The sequence below is a fragment of the Prochlorococcus sp. MIT2308 genome, from assembly GCF_059772345.1.
In genome coordinates, this window is sequence record NZ_CM186283.1 from 926,074 (window position 1) to 946,116 (window position 20,043).

At 35.3% G+C, this 20,043-nt stretch carries 23 protein-coding genes, 1 tRNA gene and 1 other RNA gene; 14 read left to right on the forward strand and 11 right to left on the reverse strand.

The features are described 5' to 3' along the window. Nucleotides 1-35 precede the first annotated feature (35 nt). The 3 genes from AC6EIW_RS05520 to ftsZ all read left to right on the forward strand — a co-directional run bounded on the left by AC6EIW_RS05520 (nt 36) and on the right by ftsZ (nt 2,531). Nucleotides 36-446, forward strand: a complete 411-nt coding sequence (locus tag AC6EIW_RS05520; protein ID WP_498508021.1) for a hypothetical protein — start codon at nt 36-38, stop codon at nt 444-446. Continuing rightward, nucleotides 404-1,258: a cell division protein FtsQ/DivIB gene (locus tag AC6EIW_RS05525; RefSeq protein WP_498521559.1), complete on the forward strand. Its 855-nt coding sequence runs from the start codon at nt 404-406 to the stop codon at nt 1,256-1,258. Before AC6EIW_RS05520 ends, AC6EIW_RS05525 begins: the two co-directional genes overlap by 43 nt. A 169-nt stretch (nt 1,259-1,427) precedes the next feature. After that, a complete protein-coding gene (gene ftsZ, locus AC6EIW_RS05530; RefSeq protein ID WP_498521560.1) occupies nt 1,428-2,531 on the forward strand; it encodes a cell division protein FtsZ in 1,104 nt (367 codons plus the stop codon). A gap of 24 nt (nt 2,532-2,555) precedes the next feature. Here ftsZ and ffs read toward each other — a convergent pair. After that, nucleotides 2,556-2,652: signal recognition particle sRNA small type (ffs, locus tag AC6EIW_RS05535), an RNA gene on the reverse strand. Nucleotides 2,653-2,694: 42 nt separating this feature from the next. On the opposite strand from ffs, the gene panB reads away from it, so the two are divergent. Beyond that, nucleotides 2,695-3,513 carry a 3-methyl-2-oxobutanoate hydroxymethyltransferase gene (panB, locus tag AC6EIW_RS05540; protein ID WP_498521561.1) on the forward strand — a complete coding sequence of 273 codons (819 nt, stop codon included), beginning with the start codon at nt 2,695-2,697 and terminating at the stop codon, nt 3,511-3,513. On the opposite strand, the gene hemW is transcribed toward panB, so the two are convergent. Continuing rightward, nucleotides 3,452-4,684 carry a radical SAM family heme chaperone HemW gene (hemW, locus tag AC6EIW_RS05545; protein WP_498521562.1) on the reverse strand — a complete coding sequence of 411 codons (1,233 nt, stop codon included), beginning with the start codon at nt 4,682-4,684 and terminating at the stop codon, nt 3,452-3,454. The genes panB and hemW overlap by 62 nt on opposite strands. 108 nt (nt 4,685-4,792) lie before the next feature. On the opposite strand from hemW, the gene AC6EIW_RS05550 reads away from it, so the two are divergent. From AC6EIW_RS05550 to cbiB, 5 genes are all read left to right on the forward strand, one after another. Then, on the forward strand, nt 4,793-5,878 hold the full coding sequence (locus AC6EIW_RS05550; RefSeq protein ID WP_498521563.1) for a PIN/TRAM domain-containing protein: 1,086 nt from the start codon (nt 4,793-4,795) through the stop codon (nt 5,876-5,878). Between the two features lie 63 nt (nt 5,879-5,941). Then, on the forward strand, nt 5,942-6,616 hold the full coding sequence (locus AC6EIW_RS05555; RefSeq protein WP_498521564.1) for an ATP-dependent Clp protease proteolytic subunit: 675 nt from the start codon (nt 5,942-5,944) through the stop codon (nt 6,614-6,616). A 65-nt stretch (nt 6,617-6,681) separates the two neighbouring features. Beyond that, entirely contained in the window at nt 6,682-7,284 is a 603-nt protein-coding gene (locus AC6EIW_RS05560) for an ATP-dependent Clp protease proteolytic subunit (protein WP_498463368.1), read from the forward strand. 129 nt (nt 7,285-7,413) lie between these two features. Next, nucleotides 7,414-8,409: a ketol-acid reductoisomerase gene (gene ilvC / locus AC6EIW_RS05565; protein WP_498521565.1), complete on the forward strand. Its 996-nt coding sequence runs from the start codon at nt 7,414-7,416 to the stop codon at nt 8,407-8,409. A gap of 64 nt (nt 8,410-8,473) precedes the next feature. Then, nucleotides 8,474-9,409, forward strand: a complete 936-nt coding sequence (gene cbiB, locus AC6EIW_RS05570; RefSeq protein WP_498521566.1) for an adenosylcobinamide-phosphate synthase CbiB — start codon at nt 8,474-8,476, stop codon at nt 9,407-9,409. 1 nt (nt 9,410) lies between these two features. On the opposite strand, the gene AC6EIW_RS05575 is transcribed toward cbiB, so the two are convergent. The 3 genes from AC6EIW_RS05575 to AC6EIW_RS05585 form a co-directional block, all read right to left on the reverse strand. Next, on the reverse strand, nt 9,411-10,163 hold the full coding sequence (locus AC6EIW_RS05575; RefSeq protein ID WP_498521567.1) for an undecaprenyl-phosphate galactose phosphotransferase family protein: 753 nt from the start codon (nt 10,161-10,163) through the stop codon (nt 9,411-9,413). A gap of 52 nt (nt 10,164-10,215) precedes the next feature. After that, nucleotides 10,216-11,448 (reverse strand): glycosyltransferase, encoded by a 1,233-nt coding sequence (locus AC6EIW_RS05580; RefSeq protein WP_498521568.1) that lies wholly within the window; start codon nt 11,446-11,448, stop codon nt 10,216-10,218. A 134-nt stretch (nt 11,449-11,582) separates the two neighbouring features. Continuing rightward, nucleotides 11,583-12,035, reverse strand: coding sequence for an NAD(P)H-quinone oxidoreductase NdhF (locus AC6EIW_RS05585; RefSeq protein WP_498521569.1), 453 nt, complete (start codon nt 12,033-12,035; stop codon nt 11,583-11,585). A 434-nt stretch (nt 12,036-12,469) separates the two neighbouring features. On the opposite strand from AC6EIW_RS05585, the gene AC6EIW_RS05590 reads away from it, so the two are divergent. Both AC6EIW_RS05590 and AC6EIW_RS05595 read left to right on the forward strand, forming a co-directional pair. Next, nucleotides 12,470-12,763, forward strand: coding sequence for a high light inducible protein (locus AC6EIW_RS05590; protein WP_498521570.1), 294 nt, complete (start codon nt 12,470-12,472; stop codon nt 12,761-12,763). A 57-nt stretch (nt 12,764-12,820) separates the two neighbouring features. Further along, entirely contained in the window at nt 12,821-13,033 is a 213-nt protein-coding gene (locus AC6EIW_RS05595) for a hypothetical protein (protein ID WP_498521571.1), read from the forward strand. Here the strand turns inward: AC6EIW_RS05595 and AC6EIW_RS05600 are convergent. The 5 genes from AC6EIW_RS05600 to AC6EIW_RS05620 form a co-directional block, all read right to left on the reverse strand. Beyond that, complete coding sequence (locus AC6EIW_RS05600; RefSeq protein ID WP_498521572.1) at nt 13,030-13,269, reverse strand: hypothetical protein; 240 nt, start codon at nt 13,267-13,269, stop codon at nt 13,030-13,032. The genes AC6EIW_RS05595 and AC6EIW_RS05600 overlap by 4 nt on opposite strands. Nucleotides 13,270-13,325: 56 nt before the next feature. Then, nucleotides 13,326-13,514 (reverse strand): DUF8633 family putative protein, encoded by a 189-nt coding sequence (locus tag AC6EIW_RS05605; RefSeq protein WP_498521573.1) that lies wholly within the window; start codon nt 13,512-13,514, stop codon nt 13,326-13,328. Nucleotides 13,515-13,688: 174 nt separating this feature from the next. Continuing rightward, the gene (locus tag AC6EIW_RS05610; RefSeq protein ID WP_498521574.1) at nt 13,689-13,964 is read right to left on the reverse strand and encodes a hypothetical protein; all 276 of its coding nucleotides are present in this window, start codon (nt 13,962-13,964) and stop codon (nt 13,689-13,691) included. Between the two features lie 147 nt (nt 13,965-14,111). Further along, on the reverse strand, nt 14,112-14,360 hold the full coding sequence (locus AC6EIW_RS05615) for a hypothetical protein (protein WP_498521575.1): 249 nt from the start codon (nt 14,358-14,360) through the stop codon (nt 14,112-14,114). 260 nt (nt 14,361-14,620) lie between these two features. Beyond that, complete coding sequence (locus AC6EIW_RS05620; protein WP_011295240.1) at nt 14,621-14,896, reverse strand: HU family DNA-binding protein; 276 nt, start codon at nt 14,894-14,896, stop codon at nt 14,621-14,623. Between the two features lie 764 nt (nt 14,897-15,660). On the opposite strand from AC6EIW_RS05620, the gene AC6EIW_RS05625 reads away from it, so the two are divergent. Then, the gene (locus AC6EIW_RS05625; RefSeq protein WP_498521576.1) at nt 15,661-17,721 is read left to right on the forward strand and encodes a glycogen debranching protein; all 2,061 of its coding nucleotides are present in this window, start codon (nt 15,661-15,663) and stop codon (nt 17,719-17,721) included. Nucleotides 17,722-17,733: 12 nt separating this feature from the next. Here the strand turns inward: AC6EIW_RS05625 and AC6EIW_RS05630 are convergent. Further along, nucleotides 17,734-17,804, reverse strand: a tRNA-Gly gene (locus AC6EIW_RS05630). Between the two features lie 92 nt (nt 17,805-17,896). Here AC6EIW_RS05630 and AC6EIW_RS05635 point away from each other — a divergent pair. Then, on the forward strand, nt 17,897-19,297 hold the full coding sequence (locus AC6EIW_RS05635) for an MFS transporter (RefSeq protein ID WP_498521577.1): 1,401 nt from the start codon (nt 17,897-17,899) through the stop codon (nt 19,295-19,297). After that, a complete protein-coding gene (locus tag AC6EIW_RS05640; protein WP_498521578.1) occupies nt 19,294-20,043 on the forward strand; it encodes an MlaE family ABC transporter permease in 750 nt (249 codons plus the stop codon). The genes AC6EIW_RS05635 and AC6EIW_RS05640 overlap by 4 nt, the downstream gene beginning before the upstream one ends.

The following is a 20,043-nucleotide window of genomic DNA, read 5'->3' on the forward strand; positions in this document are numbered from 1 at the left end:
TTAACCATGACATTTTTAGATCTCTATTTCAAAAAATGATTCACGGTCTTCTTTGGTTGCCATTACTGATGGCTTTTATTCTCATTGCTTCCCTTGGTTGGATCGAGAGAAGGCGACAGAATCTCTACTTGATTTGGGCTAAAGGTTCAGAGCTGGCAAAGCTTGATGGAACAGGAGCTGCTCGATTAAAAGCTGGGATTTTATGCTGGAGCAGCTTTGAGGCTGGCAGCTTCAAGGAGGAAGCAACTTTTGAAGTCAAGAAATTAGAAATGGTTGAGCTAATGGCTCTGAGTTCAGGGGAAGCTCCTTTAACAAAAGAATCTGAAGGACGCTGCCGACTTAGGCTTATTGGTTCAGGTAAAGAAATAGATGTGCCTTTTTCAGATGCTGAACGTGCTCGTCAATGGATGGACAAACTTATGTCCAGAGCAAGATGCGACCTTTGAAATCTAACAAAAGAAAAAACAGAAACTCATTTAAAAATAATCGAATATCAACCAGGAAAGTTTCGTTTATTTTTCAAAAAAAGAATTTTCTCATTGAACTTTGGCAATTACTTTTTTTCTCAAGCACTTCAATTTTTCTGATCATTACATTTTTAAACCAGGCTTGGGAACCAATTGGGTTTGATCAAACTACAATCACAGGTCTATCTGGAATAACAAAAAACGACATTAAAAAAACCACCAGTATTTTTTATCCAAAAAATTTGTTGGAATTAAATCCAAAAGAAATTGAAGCTTATTTAATAAGAAAGCTACCTATTAAAAGTGTTTACGTAAGCAGAAAAATTTTTCCTCCCGAGATTCATTTGAATTTTTTAGAAAGAGAACCAATTGCTTTAGCGAGTCGAGTTTTATCAAATACTACAGAAAAAGGAATGATTGATATAGAAGGATCTTGGATACCACTTCAATTTGTAAATCAGTCAAAAAAAAATAAAATAAAATTATCTATCGAAAATTGGAATCCAAATAAAAAAAACCAAATTATTCAAATAATAAAAAATAGATTTAACTTTCAAAGCCCTCTTCAAAAAATCAAAATAAATCCTCTTGGAGAAATAAGCCTAAAAACCGAGCACTTCGACTCAGTCCTTCTAGGCTCGGGAACTGATCGCTTAATCGAGCAAATTGATAAGCTAAACCAGCTACAAAAATCATTACCAAATCTTTTAATCAACACAAAAGTAAACATCGTGGATCTTAAAGATCCACGCAAACCAGAATTAAAAATAGAAAAAACATTAGGGAACTGAAGGTAAAAGCCTTGCTACGACACAACTTTTCAGAAATCTCTAGCATATTTGTAATAATTCAGGACCAATAAGGGAAATTAATTTGTTAATCAATTTAAACCTATAAGCCAACAGAATTGATGGATGATGTTCATAATGCCCAAAACGAGTTCTAATCCTGAATATGGTGATGGGAATAGGAAACAAATCTAGTTTCAACATGGATGAAGGAATCCTACCCAGTCAATCTGCACGTATTGAGGTTATTGGCGTTGGAGGTGGCGGAAGTAATGCCGTCAACAGGATGATTAATAGTGATCTTGATGGAGTCACATATCGTGTTCTCAATACAGACGCTCAAGCTCTTATTCAATCATCTGCCACTCATAGAGTTCAGCTTGGTCAAAGCTTAACTAGAGGCCTTGGTGCAGGGGGAAATCCAAGTATTGGTCAAAAGGCCGCAGAAGAATCTAGAGCTGACCTCCAACAAGCCTTAGAAGGTGTAGACCTAGTGTTTATTGCCGCTGGCATGGGCGGAGGCACTGGAACAGGTGCTGCACCTGTCGTAGCTCAAGTTGCTAAAGAAAGTGGTGCTTTGACAGTAGGAATAGTTACTAAACCATTCAGCTTTGAAGGCAAACGTCGTTTAAGACAAGCAGATGAGGGAATCGCGAGGCTTGCAGAGAATGTCGATACATTAATTGTTATTCCAAACGACAGATTAAAAGACGTAATTTCTGGAGCACCTTTGCAAGAAGCCTTTAGAAGTGCTGATGATGTTTTGATGAAAGGAGTTCAAGGGATAAGCGACATAATCACTTGTCCTGGGTTGGTTAACGTAGATTTTGCGGATGTGCGTTCTGTGATGACAGAAGCTGGTACTGCCCTTTTAGGCATTGGTTTAGGCTCTGGAAGATCAAGAGCTCTAGAAGCAGCTCAAGCAGCAATCAACAGCCCACTTTTAGAGGCAGCTCGAATAGATGGAGCAAAAGGATGTGTGATAAACATCACTGGTGGTAGAGATATGACTCTAGAAGACATGACTTCTGCTTCTGAAGTTATATCTGATGTGGTAGATCCAGAAGCCAACATCATCGTAGGTACAGTTGTTGATGAAAAACTTGAAGGGGAAATCCAAGTAACCGTTATTGCGACTGGATTCGACAGTAATCAGATTTATTCAAATGAGAGAAATAGAGCAAGACTCTCGCCTCAATCACTTTACGAACAGTCAGAAGTCAGGGAAACAGGGGCCTCAATACCGGAATTTTTACGGTTAAGACAAAATCGTTGAGAAATATCAACTTGCTTGAATTAAGGTGACCCGGAGTCCACGCCTGCTTTGAGCATCCATTATGGCTGCTACCTTCCGGTCCTGACCAGGTTTAGGCGTCACAGCCGCATGGGGCCGAGTCGATAATATTCTAGCAACAGCTAAACTCGTTATTAAGAATTACATGCAAACCACAGAATTAGTTAACTTTAAAAAGGTGGGCAAACAGATAACTGTATTAACAGCTTGGGATGCTATCTCATCTTCAATAGTGGAGGCAGCAGGAGCTCATGTTGTTTTAGTTGGAGATTCACTTGGAATGGTTGTATTAGGTCATGCTACGACGCTTCCGGTAACACTTGATCAAATGCTTCACCATACACAAGCAGTTTGCAGAGGGTTTTCTAAACCCCTTTCCCAGCAACCTTTAGTAGTATGTGATCTGCCTTTTTTAAGTTATCAATGTGGAGAGGACAAGGCTGTTGAAGCTGCCGGAACTCTCCTGAAAAACTCCACTGCTTCGGCAGTGAAACTTGAAGGAGCTGAACCTGAGACTTTATTGGTTATTAAAAGACTTATAAGAATGGGAATCCCAGTAATGGGGCATCTTGGCCTAACTCCACAATCAGTTCATCAACTTGGATATAAAACACAAGCTAGAGATAAACATAGTCAAGAAAAAATTTTCAACGATTCAAAAATGCTTCAAGAATCAGGGTGTTTTGCAATAGTTTTAGAACACATACCAGGAGAGATTGCCAGCCGATTAAAGAAACATTTAGACATTCCAATAATTGGGATTGGTGCAGGAAGTGATTGTGATGGGCAGGTAAGAGTTACTGCTGATATTCTTGGCCTTTCGATTGCACAGCCCCCGTTTGCGAAACCTTTAATTGCAGGACGCGAACTTTGCATCGATGCATTAAAAGAATGGATTAATTCTACTCATCTAAATCAAGTGAATCCCACCACAAAAACATTTGAATTAAAACCTGATTGCTAATTTGCATTCCTTCAGGATCACTTAAAAAATACCTTCCATGTTTTCTTATTAGAAATCCTTCATTTAAAGAATTTAGCCAGAATTTTTGCAATAATTTAAAATTCTTATCGCATTCTTTTTGAGTCCATCCAACATTTTTTGCAAGTTCCTCTAAATGAACGCCCTCACGCCTTCTGAGACCAATCATCAGTAGTTCATCCAATGGCATTGGTTTTGACTTATCTCTAGACAAAGTTTGCTCTAATAATTGACTCCCTTGCTGATCAAGCCATTTTTTATAACTGGCAATTGTTCTGGGTCTGGAAAATCTCTCTCCCCAGGGAGCACTTGTTGCTCCCATACCAAACCCCCACCAACCAGAGCCACTCCAATACATACGATTATGTCTAGATGCATGACCAGGCAATGCGTAACTTGAAATTTCGTATCTAGAAAAACCCTTACTTTTCAGAAATTTATTAGTTACGAAATCTATTTTTTGAGCTTCAGTTTCAATTGGGATTTTCAACTCACCTTTTTTATGTCTTCTTCCAAAAACAGTATCTGGTTCAATAGTTAAATCATAAATTGACAAATGAGGGGCTTCAATTTTTACTGCTTGTTCTAACTCTTTCAGCCACTTAGACAAATTTAATCCTGGAAGATTTTGAATCAAATCAAGACTCCAGCTCCTTAACATCCCTTTTTTAAATAAATCATTTACCCAATTACAAGCCTCTCTTAATTGAGTGCCATTATGTTTTCTCCCAATTAAAGCCAAAGTACTATCATCAAATGACTGACCTCCCAAGCTAAATCTATTGATTCCAATTTCTATGAATCCGTTCAGATCATTTTCAACAAATGTTGCTGGATCAATCTCCATAGTTATCTCTGCACCATCTTGAAGTCCAAATTTTCTTTGAAGATTTTCCAACAAATCACCTAACTCATCTTTTTTCAATAAAGAAGGGGTTCCACCACCTATATAGATTGTTGATAAAGCAGGACCTGTAGGGTTAATTGAAATTTCTCTATGAAGTAAATCTAAATATGCGGTAATAGAAGTTATCCCTGGACTACCAGTAACTTGAGCGCTATCACCTAAAGGGATAATGGAAAAATCACAGTAAAAACATCTTTTATGGCAAAAGGGTATATGCAAATATGCACTTCTGGGTGGGGCTACCATTTGAGCTCTAGATATACAAACCCAAATAAATGGTCACTTTTGCAGCCCAAATCTTTGAAAATAAATAAAGCTTTAGAAAAAAACGAGAAGCAAGCATAACCTGAATATATGGCAGACATTGTGATTCTGGTTTTATTTCTTATATCAGGTGCAATCACCGGATGGATTGGAGTGAATTGGTTACCTGAAGAGACTTTAGATCATATTACTAATCTAAAGAATTTTAAAATTGCTCTATCAGGTTTAACCGCTTTTGTAGGTCTTTTAATTGCCTTTCTTTTGCAGCAATTTAGAAATAAATTAACAAAAAGGATAAGAACAATGCCAACAGATCTACTTGTCAGTAGATCTGTTGGCATTGTTCTTGGACTTCTCATAGCAACACTTTTATTGCTACCTGTATTACTTTTACCTTTACCCGCTGAATTATTTTTTGTAAAGCCAATTTTTGCTGTACTAAGCAACATATTTTTTGGAGTACTTGGATACAACCTTGCTGATGTTCATGGTCGAACAGTTTTACGTCTTTTCAATCCGAACAGCACTGAATCTTTATTAATGGCAGATGGAATTCTAACCCCAGCGAGTGCAAAGGTTTTAGATACAAGTGTAATAATTGATGGTCGAATTCAGTCTCTACTTAGATTTGGGCTCATAGAAGGGCAAATAATTGTCTCTCAATCAGTTATGGACGAGCTACAAAAACTCGCGGACTCAAGTAACAATGAGAAACGAGGGAAAGGCAGGAGAGGTCTTAAATTGCTAAACCAATTGAGAGAAAGTTATGGGAGAAGATTAGTAATAAATAGTACAAAATATGAAGGAGAAGGAACTGATGAAATTCTTTTAAAATTAACATCAGACATTTCAGGAATGTTAATAACTGTTGATTACAACTTATCTCAGGTAGCACAAGTACAAGAAATAAAAGTTCTAAATCTGAGCGATCTAGTGCTGGCAGTTAGACCAGAAGTTCAACCGGGTGAAAAATTAAATTTAAAAGTAGTTAGAGAAGGGAAGGAAAATTCACAAGGTATTGCCTATCTTGAAGATGGCACTATGGTTGTTATCGAAGAGGGCTTGCAATGGATAGGTAAACGAATAGAAGTAGTTGTGACTGGAGCATTACAAACACCGACAGGGCGAATGGTTTTTAGTAAAGCTTCCAATGATCAGCCCACGAACAAATTTTAAAAAACAAAAGCATCTCAAGGCTAGATCTAGCTAGGCTCGAGTCCAAAGATACTTAAACTTCATATGACTGCATCACAACCGTATTATGGCGATTCTGCCGTAATGAGAACTCCACCCCCTGATTTACCATCCCTTCTATTGAAAGAGAGGATAGTTTATTTAGGCTTGCCGCTTTTTTCCGATGATGATGCAAAAAGGCAACTAGGAATGGACGTAACAGAACTAATTATTGCCCAACTTCTTTATCTAGAATTTGATAATTCAGAAAAACCTATTTATTTTTACATAAACTCAACTGGAACAAGTTGGTATACAGGAGATGCAATTGGATTTGAAACTGAAGCCTTTGCAATTTGCGACACGCTTAGATATGTGAAGCCTCCCGTACACACAATTTGTATTGGTCAAGCAATGGGAACTGCAGCAGTAATTCTATCGGCAGGTACAAAAGGGCAACGAGCAGCATTACCCCATGCATCAATTGTTCTTCATCAGCCTAGAAGTGGCGCACAAGGCCAAGCGACTGATATTCAAATTAGAGCTAAGGAAGTTATTCACAACAAGAGAGCTATGTTAGAAATTCTTAGCCATAACACCGGAAGATCAGTAGAGCAATTGTCCAAAGACTCAGATCGAATGAGTTACCTCAACCCTCATGAAGCTGTTGATTATGGGATAATAGATCGCGTTCTTACTAGTAGAAAAGATTTACCAGGAGAGACAGTTTTGCCCACATAACTTAATTATTTTTCCCAAAATATTTTTAAAAATCATTAATCTCAACTACCAAACATTAATCAGCCATGCCAATAGGTACTCCAAGCGTTCCATACCGTCTTCCAGGAAGTCAATTTGAAAGATGGGTCGATATTTATACAAGACTTGGTGCGGAGAGAATTCTATTTCTGGGCCAAGAGGTAAACGACGGCATCGCAAATAGCCTAGTAGCACAAATGCTTTATCTTGATTCTGAGGACAGCAGTAAACCAATCTATTTGTACATCAATAGTCCTGGGGGCTCAGTCACCGCAGGTTTAGCCATATATGACACGATGAAATATGTAAAAAGTGACCTCGTAACCATTTGTGTGGGGTTAGCGGCCTCAATGGGTGCTTTTTTATTATCTGCAGGAACGAAAGGGAAAAGACTTGCATTACCTCACAGCAGAATAATGATTCACCAGCCTCTTGGGGGCACTGCTCAAAGACAAGCGAGTGATATAGAAATAGAGGCACGTGAAATTCTTAGAATAAAAGAAATGCTCAATAAATCCATGGCAGAAATGACGGGTCAAACATATGAAAAGATTGAAAAAGATACTGATCGTGATTACTTTTTAAGCGCAGAGGAAGCAAAAAATTATGGTCTAATCGACCGAGTGATAAATCATCCAAGTGAAAGTTAATTTGATAATTTTGTTTTTTTTATTAATTAAATTGTCTTGATAGTCAAAAAAATATCTCAACAAAAGTAGTCTCGATAGCACTCTATTTCGTAAGCTCAGCCTGATTCCAGTTCTGAAATACCCACTCACATGGCAAAACTTTTTTACGACTCCGATGCAGACCTAGGTCTTCTCAAAGATAAAACCGTCGCAATTATTGGTTATGGATCTCAAGGCCACGCACATGCATTGAACTTAAAAGATAGTGGAATAAAAGTTGTCGTTGGCCTTTATGAAGGGAGTAGATCAGCCAGCAAAGCAACTTCCGATGGATTGGAAGTTTTAAGTGTCTCAGAGGCTTCAGAGAGGGCAGATTGGATCATGATTCTTTTGCCTGATGAATTTCAAAAAGATGTTTATACCAAAGAAATAGCATCTCATTTGAAACCGGGTAAAATACTAAGCTTTGCTCATGGTTTCAATATTCGTTTTGAATTAATAAAACCTCCTGAATTTGTCGATGTGGTAATGATTGCCCCAAAAGGGCCAGGACACACAGTTCGGTGGGAATATCAAAATGGTCAAGGAGTTCCTGCTTTATTTGCTATTGAGCAAGATGCCTCAGGCAACGCTAGATCACTTGCGATGGCATATGCGAAAGGGATTGGTGGAACACGCGCTGGGATCTTAGAAACTAATTTCAAAGAAGAAACAGAAACTGATCTTTTTGGAGAGCAAGCAGTTTTATGTGGTGGTCTTTCAGAATTAGTCAAGGCTGGTTTTGAAACTCTTGTAGAGGCAGGGTATCAGCCTGAATTGGCCTATTTTGAATGCTTGCATGAAGTCAAATTAATAGTTGACCTCATGGTTAAAGGAGGTCTAACTGCAATGAGGGATTCGATTTCAAATACAGCTGAATATGGGGATTACGTAAGCGGTCCAAGGTTAATTACCAAAGAGACAAAAGAAGAAATGAAAAATATTCTTGCAGATATTCAAGATGGTACTTTTGCTAAAAACTTTGTAAAAGAATGCGATGAAGGAAAGCCTGAAATGAAGAGAATTCGCCAAAAAGACTCAGAACTCCCAATAGAAAAAGTAGGTAAATCACTTCGCTCTATGTTTAGTTGGCTTAAATCAGACTAGAAATATCATTCACTTAATCTTAATCGCCTTTATTCTTGACCTTTTAATAGGCGATCCAAGGAGCTTGCCACACCCAGTCCAATTAATGGGTGTGGTTATTAGTTTTTTGAGAAGATTAGCTGAAGAGTTTGCGAAAGAGAATAAAGCTAAGTTATATATATTAGGCGCAATAATTACAATTATAGTTGTATCATTAAGTGGCATAACTGGATGGCTGATAGAAAGATTATTTTTATTTTTTCAACTGAAAAATCCTATTTTAAGTACCTTATTTTTTTCTTTAATTTTAAGTAGCTCACTTGCATCAAGAAGTCTAAATAAAAGTATTTTAGAAATTATAAATTCGATAGGCAAAGAAAATCTTAGTAATTTAAGACGAAAACTAAGTCTTATAGTTGGTAGAGATGTTGAGAATTTAAATACCAATGAAATTCTCAGAGCGGCAGCTGAGACAGCAAGCGAAAATTCTGTTGATGGTATCTTTGCTCCGTTATTTTGGATATTTTTAGGAACTATTTTCTGGGAATTTGATAAATCAATACCAGGACCATTAGCTATGGCATGGATCTTTAAAGCATCTAGTACTATTGATTCAATGCTTGGATATAAAGAAGGTAAATTAAAGTGGCTAGGATTTGCTGGTGCGAAACTTGATGATCTAATGGTATGGGTCCCTTCAAGAATTGTATTAATTACACTTCCTCTTTGCTGTAAAACAAAGAAATCTTTTTTCAAAACGATAAAAGATTCCTGGAAGGATGGCATTTTGGATTCTTCACCTAACTCAGGAATTTCTGAAGCAATATTTGCTTATTGTGCTGGAGTAAGAATGGGGGGAATAAACTATTACAAAGGGCAAAAAAGAATAAAAGCAACAATTGCAAGATCTTATCCTATTGCGAGTAAAAGTTCAGTGAAAAAGATACTAAATATCAGTCTTAGGCTTCAAATTGCTTGGATTCTTATCTTTTGCTTGATAATGCTATTTATAAATTCATAAATCAAAAAGCACCTCTATCCATAGGAAAGAGCAATACTCCTAATGTAAGAATAATAATTTCCAAATCAAGTAGAAAATTTCTATTTCTTGCATAAATTAAATCTAATTCAACCCTTTTTTTATAACTAAGGTTGTTTCTACCACTAACCTGCCATAAGCCAGTTAGACCGGGTCTCACTGAAATAACTTCTTCCATAAAAAGACTGTATTTATTAATCTCATTACTAACAATTGGTCTTGGCCCAACTACACTCATTTCCCCTTTTAAAACATTAAAGAATTGGGGTAATTCATCTAAACTAGACCTTCGGAGAAATCTTCCTAATTTTGTTATTCTAGGATCTTTACGTAATTTAAAATCTGTTTCAAATTCCTTTCTCATAAGAGGATATTTATCTAGTAAATTTGGGAGTAAATCATCAGCATCTTTATACATAGTGCGAAACTTTATGCATCCAAATTCTTTGTAATTTCTTCCTACTCTTTTTTGAACATAAAAAACAGCTCCTGGAGAACTAAGCTTTACTAATATTCCAATTAGGATAAAAACTGGTGATCCTATAGTTAACACAAGCAAAGAAAAAACAATATCCCCTATCCTTTTCGATGTTCGTCCATATCGACTTTGATTTTTTATTATTTCTACCGCAGGCAAAGAAGAAGGTTCTTGTGATATTACTTCAAAAGGAATTATTGGAGAACCCTTACGGAACTCAGACCATCGTAATAAAGATTTTTTAGGATTAGTTTGCACAAATTATTGAGTTAACAAGCTCAAGACTGCAATAAAATCAGATCATACTTAATTAAGATTTTCTTGATGTAGAACTAAGGTCACTAGTAGCAATGTCACAAGAATTCATATGCTCTCTCCAAGCTCTATTTATGATTTTCTCAAGTCTTTTTTTAAATGAATCTTGAGAAAAAGAATTACTCCAATCCCTAATTAACTCAGAATTTAAATCTCTCCAAAGTTGTTTTTCCTTAAAAAATTCAATTGCTTCAACCAAGGAGTTCACTGTCTGATCATGAAACAAAAGTCCAGTTGCTCCTTTATCTGAATTTGAATTAAAACATTTCACTGTATCTAAAATACCTCCCTTACCAAAAGCAATCACAGGGGCTCCCGAAGCCATTGCTTCTACAGGAGCAATCCCAAAATCCTCTATACCCGCATAAACAAATGCTCTACATTTGCTCATAAGTTTTTGAATATTCTCTTGGCTCTGAAAACCAAGAATTTGAACTGTTGGGCCTGCAAGATTTTTTAAATGTGCTTTTTCGACTCCATCACCAACAACAACTAAAGGTAATTTAAGCTTATTAAAAGCCCTCACTACCAAATCAACCCTTTTATTAGGTACCAATCTACAGACACTTAAATAAAAATCTTCTCTGGGCTGATTCCACTCAAAACGATTGACATTGACAGGTGGATGTAAAACCTCTGATCGCCTTCTCCAATACTTCCAAATTCTCTTTGCCGTAAAATTAGAATTTGCTAGCAAGTAATCTACTCTTGAGCTACTTAATTGATCCCATTGCCTCAAAGTATGCAATTGCCATCTAATTAATGGTCCTAAACCTATTCTTCTTAAAAAAGAACGTTTCAAATATATATTCATTTGATCCCAAGCATACCTAACTGGTGTATGAACATAACTAATGTGAAGTTGATCAGGCGAAGTCAAAACACCCTTGGCTACAAGGTGACTACTACTTATAACCAAGGGATACCCTTCTAAGTCGATCTGTTCAATTGCGAAAGGTAAAAGAGGTAAATATTGTTGAACATGTGAGATGCCAAATGGTAATTTTTGAATGAAGCTAGTTTTTACTTTTCTTTTAAACAACCAACTATTTTTCAGCATATTCTCTCCATTAACCAAAGAGAAAAGGTCTGGTTGCGATGAAATTTCAGTAAGCAAATCATCAATTACCCGAACAACATTCTCGGCACCACCTGCTGATCTTGGAGTGAACCATTCATGTACTAATGCAATATTGCTTGGAAAATCTAAAGATGAATTTACACTCAAAATTAACACCTTAAATCATAAAATTATTTTCAGCTTATTACAACCAAGATATTATGACAATAGATAACTAAATCATCAATTCAGCAAATGTAAATTATTTTTCATTATGATCCATGGCTAATGAAATAATCTCTTTAAAAAGAAATATCTATTTTATCTAAAGATGTTATTAAAGGATCATAAAAGTTGTGAAATAAGCTGCCACTAAAAGAAAATAAATAAACAAAGCCACTTAATAATCCTAGAAGAATAAAGTACCTAACATAGCCACTTCTTCTTTTTAGTTTGGCAACTGAAAAAAGCATAATTAATAAGAAAACTAAACCTATTGATTCAGAAAAAAGCAAAGCTGGTCTATCAACTACTAATTGGAAGTTGCTTCCAATTAGTAGCTCAATTCCTGATATATCTTTTTTAAATAAAATAAAGTTGATTATTTCCGAAAAGATAAGGCTGATAATGATAAAATAGGATACTGGCTTAGTTAGCCTATTCATTGTTTTACTAAAACTCAATAAGAGCAAAGCTATAAAAATAGATGCAATTATTGGTAGTCCAGGAATCAACCAAGTAAAATTTAATAGCATAGTTATTAAACAAGCTCAATTTTACATGCGAGAATAAGTTCTTTTAATTGTTCTCGAAGACCAAAAACAAAAAAGCGCTCTGAAAGCAAAGCAATACTAAACAGATTAACACTATTCATTTTGTAAAAACATTTTATATTTTTTTAGCAAGAAAATGAGCTGAAAACAAGCTATAAATTAATAGTCAAACAAAACTTAATAAGGGGAAAAACCTTTTTGAATTTGATAAAACTCATCTCTATTTTAATATCTCAATTATCAAAACAGATAATAATAATATCCTATATATAATTTAATTTATATATAGGATATTATATTTTACTGATTCTTATTTTTTAACTCATTCTACTCTAAATAACTTGATAGTTACTCGCTTCAAGTATTCTAAACAAAAATAGCTTATAATTCACTATAGAATTAGGTTTTAAATTGAAATGTCTGAAATTGATGCCGAGAACAATAATCAAAGTATAACTTCAGATCTTGATGACATAAAGACAATTGAACCAGAGACAAATCCAGACATTACTGATCAAAGCCAAAATCTCAGTTCATATCCTAAATGGATAAATAATAAAGGCGAAGAGGTAAAGCAAGTCTTTGGCTTTAATGAAAATGCTGAACTTATTAATGCAAGAGTAGCCATGATAGGGTTTTTAATGCTCATACTCACTGAATTAGCTTTCGCTGGAGAGCCAGCAACACTTAAAATTTTTGGAATCGGCTAGTGAACAAAGCTTTGTATTATATTTATTCCAACAACTTTATTGATCCTCTCAAAAGCTATGAGTAAAAAAACATTAGTTGGTGTTTCATACGTATCTGCTTGGATAATTATTTGGGGAACAATTGGTTCACTTGTTGATTTTTATTTCCTTCAAAACACTTATCTTCCAGGCTCATTAGGTCAATATTTAACATTTTTAATTACAGCTATTATCTCTTCTATTGCCGCAACATACATGTTCCCAATAATAAATAAAAAGTTTATAAGTTAATAACGATAACGTTCAACTACTTGAGAAGGCTTATCATTAAGTCCCTTCTGATAAAGGATCCATTGATTAGTTTCAAGATCATGGTCACAACCCAAGCCTTCTAGTTCAATAGATTTCAAACGCAATTCATAATGGCATTGCTGATCAGCCTCAAACGCAGATTTATAGCCAGTAAAAAAATGTAAATACCCGAAAATTATTACTATTAAAGATATAATCGCGATAGATATTTTCATGAGAGGGAATAGATTATTATTTATATATTAGCTATTACCGTAGATAAAAAAAGTATTTATAATTTTGTTTCTTCTTCTGTTCCCAAAGGTATTTCACATTCAGTTAAATCTTGATCATTTAAACGATCTAATATGCGAACCATATCAACCGCAGACAACTCCCCATTAGCTACCCATTTAAGAGTTGTCTTTCTCTGTTGAGGAATCTTTTTAGATATGTTTTCCTGACTTCTTTTTTGTACCATTACTAATAAACAAACTTTTATAAAACATTAAAATATAAAGCTTCTATATCAAAACTCAAAAAAAAATTCTTAGTCAAACTTTACTTTTATTTTTCCTAAGTAGTAATATTTTCCTATTGTCAGGAGTCTAACTAAATCTTTCCCAATCATTTCGCTGTAAAATTTATATAAACACTAGCCTCTACCAAAATTATAAACAAACTCCTGAAATGAAGGATTATAAAAATAAACAAGCACACTAATAACTAATAAAACGTTTAAACCAATTACTATTGAACCTATGATGACTCTCTGACGCTTACCTGGGACTTTATATTTCATGCCGGCTGGCAGCTTAACTAATACATCTGGATCATTAAAACTTGATTTCTTAAATTTATTTTCTTTAACCTTGTTGGTCTTTGCTGCCTTATCGTTAGTTTTTTTGGAATTCGAAGCTTTGGAGCCCATTTTCTTAATTAGAGTAACTTCTTTATCTTTATGGTTCTAAGCTTACTTAGGTAAATCAGATAAAAAACTATTTTGTTCTAGTTTTTCACATTAGTTTGTTGACCAAGTCATAAATCAAGAATCAAGTGCTCAATATATTGATTATATTTAACAATATTTCTTGATAGCATAAAGAATATTTTTAGCTTCCTTTCTTTTGAAATCAGAACTCATAGCCATTATTAAATTCGCCTCTAAGCCAAGTAACCTAGTTTGACAAGAAAATTTTTTATTTTTTGCTGCATTAATTTGATAATTATTTATTTTAGGTAATGCTTGATTGCAAGATTTTATATCTCTATAACAACTCTTTACTAGCGTATCAATTAGCAGAAAATCTCTATTTTCTATTGCCATCAAAGGGATTAATGGAATAAGAAAATATATAAATAGAAGAAATTGGAATTTATTTTTTTTATATAGAGAACCAATCAAAACGTAATCTCCGTTAAAATGAATTAAAAATTATTTGAATATGTGTAACAGTTTTTAAGTCAATAAAAACAACATTATTTTCTTAATAATACAAATTCTAAGTTTTTACAAAAAAAAGGACTCATGTTTAAAGAGTCCCTCACGAAAAAAAGGTAAGCAAGCAAAACAGCTTTTAAAGAAAATCAACCCTGAACACGGTCCTTAAACAACTTCCCAGCAGTGAAAGCAGGAACTCGCTTGGCAGGTATTGCAATCTTCTCCCCAGTCTTAGGGTTTAAGCCCTGACGTGCAGAACGATCACGTGGCTCAAAAGAGCCAAACCCTAGAATGGAGACTTTCTTACCCTCCACTACAGAATCAATAATTGTATCTATGGCGGCATCTACTACCAGAGAGACATCTGTTTTCGTTAGCTCAGTACGAGCTGCAACCAGGTTGACTAAATCTGCTTTGTTCATTGGAAAGATTGTATGTAGCAGGGAGTAAGAAGAGGGAAACCAAAAGTTAATTAGTTTCCATAAAACTCAATCTTGCTAATCGTATGGACCAAATCACTTGCCTGCAACCCAAAGAGCTTGTGACAGTAAGCTTTCTAAAAGAGATAAGTGCTTTTTGTCATTATTCAACAAGCTTTAAAAGATTTGAATCAAATACCCGAAAGAAAGATGTAAATTTTAAATTTTCGCCAAAAAGCTTGTCAGGGCAAGACTTCTTAAAAGATGGATTTTCAAATGTACCATCAAGAATGGCTCTAAAGTTTGAAATTAATTCTTTTTTCTAAAGAAAATCAGTCATTTAATTGAATTCTCATGAATTAACAAAGGTCTACAGAAAAGCACATTTATTGGTATTACAAAATAATACCCACACTAAAAAAGAGACAGATAAATGAAAAATCAGATTTTTTCTACCTTTAGGGATCTATGTGGAAGCCGTAATCCCTAAAAAAAACAAAAAAATTTTTGTTGACTGTTTTTAAAAAAATTTCAAAAGATTTGAATTTCAATAATTAAGAATGTGTTTCAACTGAAGTTACTGTCCAAGTCAAAAAAACAAAGAAGTTCTATTGAAAAAACTATTAAGTATTGATTAAAAAAGCAGTGCGTGCTCAATAAAAGTTTTTTCAAAAATTGAATTTCGTTTTTTGAACTTGTTAAAACAAACCAACCGCCTAACTTGGAGGGAAAGTTACTTGACTACTTAATTTGAAGGACAAACACAATTGAGCAAAGTAAAAGTTGGTTCAGCATGGCCTTTGGGTAGCTCAGTCACTCCTGATGGGGTTAATTTCTCCATCGCAGCACCACATGCAACAAATCTAGAATTGCTAATCTTCCAAAATGAAAATGACGACTTTCCCAAAGAAATAATATCCCTAGATCATCAAAACAGGTCAGGAGACTATTGGCATGTTGAAGTAGAGGGACTAACTGAAGGCACTTTATATGGATATCGAATATCAATTAAAAAGAACAAAGCCACAGAGGAAAATCTTGTTTTAGATCCATGTGCGAGAGCTATTACAGGATGGCGAAATTATATAAGACCTCAAGAAGGGAAACAAATTAATCACTATACTCATTCTCTAAAGGGAGTAGTAACAGAAAGGGATTATTTTGATTTAAAATCTCACCCAAGGCCTAAGCATGCATGGAATAAAACAATTATTTATGAATTACATGTTGGAGGTTTCACTAAAAAAACAGATTCAAGCATTAGCGAAACAAAAAAAGGAACTTTTATCGGATTAATTGAAAAGATACCCTATCTTAAAAATATTGGTATTACATCGATTGAGCTGCTTCCTGTTTTCGCTTTTGATGCTAGTGACGCACCTCACGGACTAGTTAACTATTGGGGTTATAGCCCTATAAATTGGTTTACGCCGCATCAAAGTTTTGTAGATGGTTTGAATCCATTAGAAGCAAGAAAACAATTCAGGAAGTTAGTAGAGGTTTGCCATGATCATGGGCTTGAAGTGTTAATCGATGTTGTTTATAATCACACAACTGAAGGTAATCAAAATGGTCCAAAAATAAGTTGGAAAAGTTTTGGTCCTAAAACTTACTACCATCAAGATGAGAATGAAAATTATCAAGATGTAAGTGGGTGCGGAAATAGTATCGCTGCCAATCGTCCTTTAGTAAGAAAATTAATCTTAGAGTCGTTGCGATGTTGGGCACTTGAATTAGGTGTTGACGGCTTTCGATTTGACTTAGGTATTGCTTTAAGCAGAGGCGAAAATTTAATTCCTTTAGAAAAACCTCCCTTGTTTGAAGAAATCGAAACAGATCCTCAACTTAGTGATGTGAAATTAATCAGTGAGCCCTGGGATTGTGGAGGGCTTTATAAGCTAGGAGATTTCCCAGCTAAAAAGTTCAGAACATGGAATGGACATTTTAGAGATGATATTAGGAAATTTTGGAAGGGCGAGAAAAGTACAATATGGCGGCTTAAAGATAGATTAATCGGTAATAAATCCCTTTATAATGATAATAATTTAGCAAATATTTTCAGTATAAATTTCATAACTTCTCATGATGGCTTTACATTGAAAGATCTGGTAAGTTTTAACAAAAAGCATAACTTAGCCAATGGCGAAAACAATCGTGATGGAGAGAATAATAATAATAGTTATAATCATGGCATTGAAGGGCCAACAACTAATAAAGAAATAAATAATTTAAGGCAAAAACAACAAAGAAATCTTCTTTCAACACTCCTATTATCACCAGGGGTCCCAATGCTTTTAATGGGCGACGAAGTAGGAAGAAGCCAAGGAGGAAATAACAACACTTGGTGCCAAGATAACCCACTTGGATGGATGGATTGGGACCATGAGAATTGGGATCATGACTTAAAAGAATTTGTAAAAAAACTCATATCTTTAAGAAAACAACTACCAGAATTTTTTACTCCAGATTGTATTCATAATAGTGAAAAAGATAATACCAAGCTCAAAACGTCCGATTTTTGGATTCAGTGGCATGGAATTAAAGTTAACAAACCTGACTGGAGTGACTGGTCACATACTCTTGGTTTTAGCATTAACAAAAATAATGAAGGCTCAGCAATCTGGCTTGGCTTTAATGCTTACAAAGACCCAATGCTTTTTGAATTGCCAACCCCAATTTCTCCATGGAGAAAATATATTGATACTTCAATTTTAAAAAATAAAAATGTCTCAAAAAAACCCTTAACAAATCAATCGAACATACATATTGAAAGTAACAGCCTAGTTCTTATGGTCGCTAACGATTATTCAAAAAAAATTAAGCTATGAGACGCAATATCAAGCGGGCGGCGGGAATCGAACCCGCATCATCAGCTTGGAAGGCTGAGGTTTTACCACTAAACTACGCCCGCACTGGAAAAAAAGATTTACTTCCGATTGGAGTAAATATTAATTCCTGTTCCTCCATTATTACCTTGCGAGTCCCATTATCCAAAAAAGATTGATGAAGTCCACATCGCTTTACGAAGGGAATAATCGCACAAGACTAATGATCTCTTATGCAATGGGAGATGCTGGAACGGGATTAGCCGCAATACAGTTAGGTACTTATCTATTTCTATTTTTCACTTGTGCTGCAGGAATACCTGCATTTATTGCAGGCTCACTGCTTATGGTTTCTAAACTTTGGGATGCAATAAATGATCCACTAATTGGATGGATGAGTGATCATACGAGCTCGAAATGGGGGCCAAGGCTTCCATGGATGGTTGGAGGTGCTGTTCCCCTTGGCTTATTTCTTGCAGCAATGTGGTGGGTCCCTCCAGGAAGCATCGAAACAAAAACTACCTATTACGTATTCACCGCAATTTTCTTGATGACAGCTTATACAGCAGTAAATCTCCCTTTTGCAGCATTATCTACAGAGCTGACTGAAAATATGGCGATTAGGACAAGACTAAATGCAGCAAGATTTACTGGCTCTATTCTGGCAGGAACTTCTGGATTAATAGTAGCTGCAGGCTTCTTATCTAAAGGAGTAGACGGATATACTTCAATGGGAAGAGTTACAGGGATAATTGTTACTTTTACAACTTTAATTGCTTGCTGGGGACTTGCCCCATTTGCTAAAAAAGCAAGGAAACCAGCTACTCAATCTGAACCTTTTAACCAGCAACTAAAAAGAGTTTTAAATAACAAACTTTTCACAAGGATTATTGCTCTTTATTTGCTGCTTTGGTGCGGACTACAATTAATGCAAACCGTTTCGTTAATCTATCTTGAACAAGTAATGCTTGTCCCAATAGAAATTTCAAAGTGGATCCCAATTCCATTTCAAATTAGCACTCTATTAGGTCTGCAATTTTGGAGCTTTTACTCCAATAAATATGGGAGAATAACAGCACTGTATAAAGGAGGTTCAATATGGATTTTAGCTTGCCTTTTTGTCATGATTATGCCTCCTTTAACTAAGGGAATAAGTATCAATAATTTATTGTTTTTTGATAATAGTGAAGGAATAAAAATGCTAATCCTATTACTAATAATCATTTTAGTAGGATTTGGAGCATCAACTGCTTACCTCATTCCATGGTCTTTACTGCCCGATGCTATTGATAAAGATCCCGAAAAACCTTCAGGAATATATACTGCATGGATGGTTTTTATTCAGAAAATTGGCATAGGTTTAAGTGTTCAATTTTTAGGAGTTCTTTTATCTTTATCAGGATATAAATCATCAACCAATTGCTTATCAAGTTTTCAAGATTTAGATCAACCCATAACAGCAATAATTACCATTAGATTATGCATGGGATTAATACCATCTTTTCTTGTATTAGCTGGATTAATAACTATGAAACCTTGGCGAAATTTAGACTTCAAATCTGAAAGCGTAGGTCAATGAACAACACACCTCGTTGGCTAAGAAGATTCTTCAGCAGCATGTTAATTGGAGGGCAAGCAATTGCATCAATTGCCAAAAGGAAGGTAAATAAATCCGATTTAATAGATCAATTAATGGAAGCAGGACCAGGTAGCTTTCTGATTGTGCTCATAACAGGCGTTGCGGCTGGAACAGTTTTCAATATTCAGGTCGCCGCAGAATTAAGTAAGCAAGGTCTAGGTTCTGCAGTTGGCGGTCTTCTGGCAATTGGCATGGCTAGAGAGATAGCTCCTTTGCTAACCGCAACTCTACTTACTGGGAAAGTCGCAACTGCTTATGCTGCTCAAATAGGGACAATGAAAGTTACTGAGCAGATTGACGCCATAACCATGTTACAAACAGATCCAGTTGAATATCTTGTTGTTCCAAGGCTATTCGCCATGGTCATAATGGCACCAATTCAATGCTTACTATTCTTTTCTATAGCTCTATTTAGCGGTCAATTTAGCAGCACTGTTCTCTATCAAATTCCACCAAGCATTTTTTGGAATTCGGTAAGAGAATGGCTCATAACATCTGATCTTCCATTTATGCTTGTGAAAGCATTTGTATTTGGTTTCTTAATCGCAGTCATTGCTTGTGGGTGGGGGCTAACCACGAGAGGTGGGCCCAAAGAAGTAGGCTCAAGCACTACTGGAGCAGTAGTAATGACTCTCATAACCGTTTCTTTAGTAGATGTTTTACTCACCCAAGTTCTTTTTGGCTAA

Excerpts from the sequence above, each read along its gene's own strand:
- AC6EIW_RS05585 (WP_498521569.1), bottom strand. The coding sequence starts at position 12,035 with ATGCTATTAAATTTTACTTGGTTGATTCCTGGACTACCAATAATTGCA.
- hemW (WP_498521562.1), bottom strand. The coding sequence starts at position 4,684 with ATGGTAGCCCCACCCAGAAGTGCATATTTGCATATACCCTTTTGCCAT.
- AC6EIW_RS05615 (WP_498521575.1), bottom strand. The coding sequence starts at position 14,360 with ATGGCAATAGAAAATAGAGATTTTCTGCTAATTGATACGCTAGTAAAG.
- AC6EIW_RS05590 (WP_498521570.1), top strand. The coding sequence starts at position 12,470 with ATGTCTGAAATTGATGCCGAGAACAATAATCAAAGTATAACTTCAGAT.
- AC6EIW_RS05520 (WP_498508021.1), top strand. The coding sequence starts at position 36 with ATGATTCACGGTCTTCTTTGGTTGCCATTACTGATGGCTTTTATTCTC.
- AC6EIW_RS05595 (WP_498521571.1), top strand. The coding sequence starts at position 12,821 with ATGAGTAAAAAAACATTAGTTGGTGTTTCATACGTATCTGCTTGGATA.
- AC6EIW_RS05555 (WP_498521564.1), top strand. The coding sequence starts at position 5,942 with ATGACTGCATCACAACCGTATTATGGCGATTCTGCCGTAATGAGAACT.
- AC6EIW_RS05600 (WP_498521572.1), bottom strand. The coding sequence starts at position 13,269 with ATGAAAATATCTATCGCGATTATATCTTTAATAGTAATAATTTTCGGG.
- AC6EIW_RS05640 (WP_498521578.1), top strand. The coding sequence starts at position 19,294 with ATGAACAACACACCTCGTTGGCTAAGAAGATTCTTCAGCAGCATGTTA.
- ftsZ (WP_498521560.1), top strand. The coding sequence starts at position 1,428 with ATGGGAATAGGAAACAAATCTAGTTTCAACATGGATGAAGGAATCCTA.
- panB (WP_498521561.1), top strand. The coding sequence starts at position 2,695 with ATGCAAACCACAGAATTAGTTAACTTTAAAAAGGTGGGCAAACAGATA.
- AC6EIW_RS05610 (WP_498521574.1), bottom strand. The coding sequence starts at position 13,964 with ATGGGCTCCAAAGCTTCGAATTCCAAAAAAACTAACGATAAGGCAGCA.
- AC6EIW_RS05560 (WP_498463368.1), top strand. The coding sequence starts at position 6,682 with ATGCCAATAGGTACTCCAAGCGTTCCATACCGTCTTCCAGGAAGTCAA.
- AC6EIW_RS05620 (WP_011295240.1), bottom strand. The coding sequence starts at position 14,896 with ATGAACAAAGCAGATTTAGTCAACCTGGTTGCAGCTCGTACTGAGCTA.
- AC6EIW_RS05605 (WP_498521573.1), bottom strand. The coding sequence starts at position 13,514 with ATGGTACAAAAAAGAAGTCAGGAAAACATATCTAAAAAGATTCCTCAA.
- AC6EIW_RS05525 (WP_498521559.1), top strand. The coding sequence starts at position 404 with ATGGATGGACAAACTTATGTCCAGAGCAAGATGCGACCTTTGAAATCT.
- AC6EIW_RS05550 (WP_498521563.1), top strand. The coding sequence starts at position 4,793 with ATGGCAGACATTGTGATTCTGGTTTTATTTCTTATATCAGGTGCAATC.
- AC6EIW_RS05635 (WP_498521577.1), top strand. The coding sequence starts at position 17,897 with ATGAAGTCCACATCGCTTTACGAAGGGAATAATCGCACAAGACTAATG.
- ilvC (WP_498521565.1), top strand. The coding sequence starts at position 7,414 with ATGGCAAAACTTTTTTACGACTCCGATGCAGACCTAGGTCTTCTCAAA.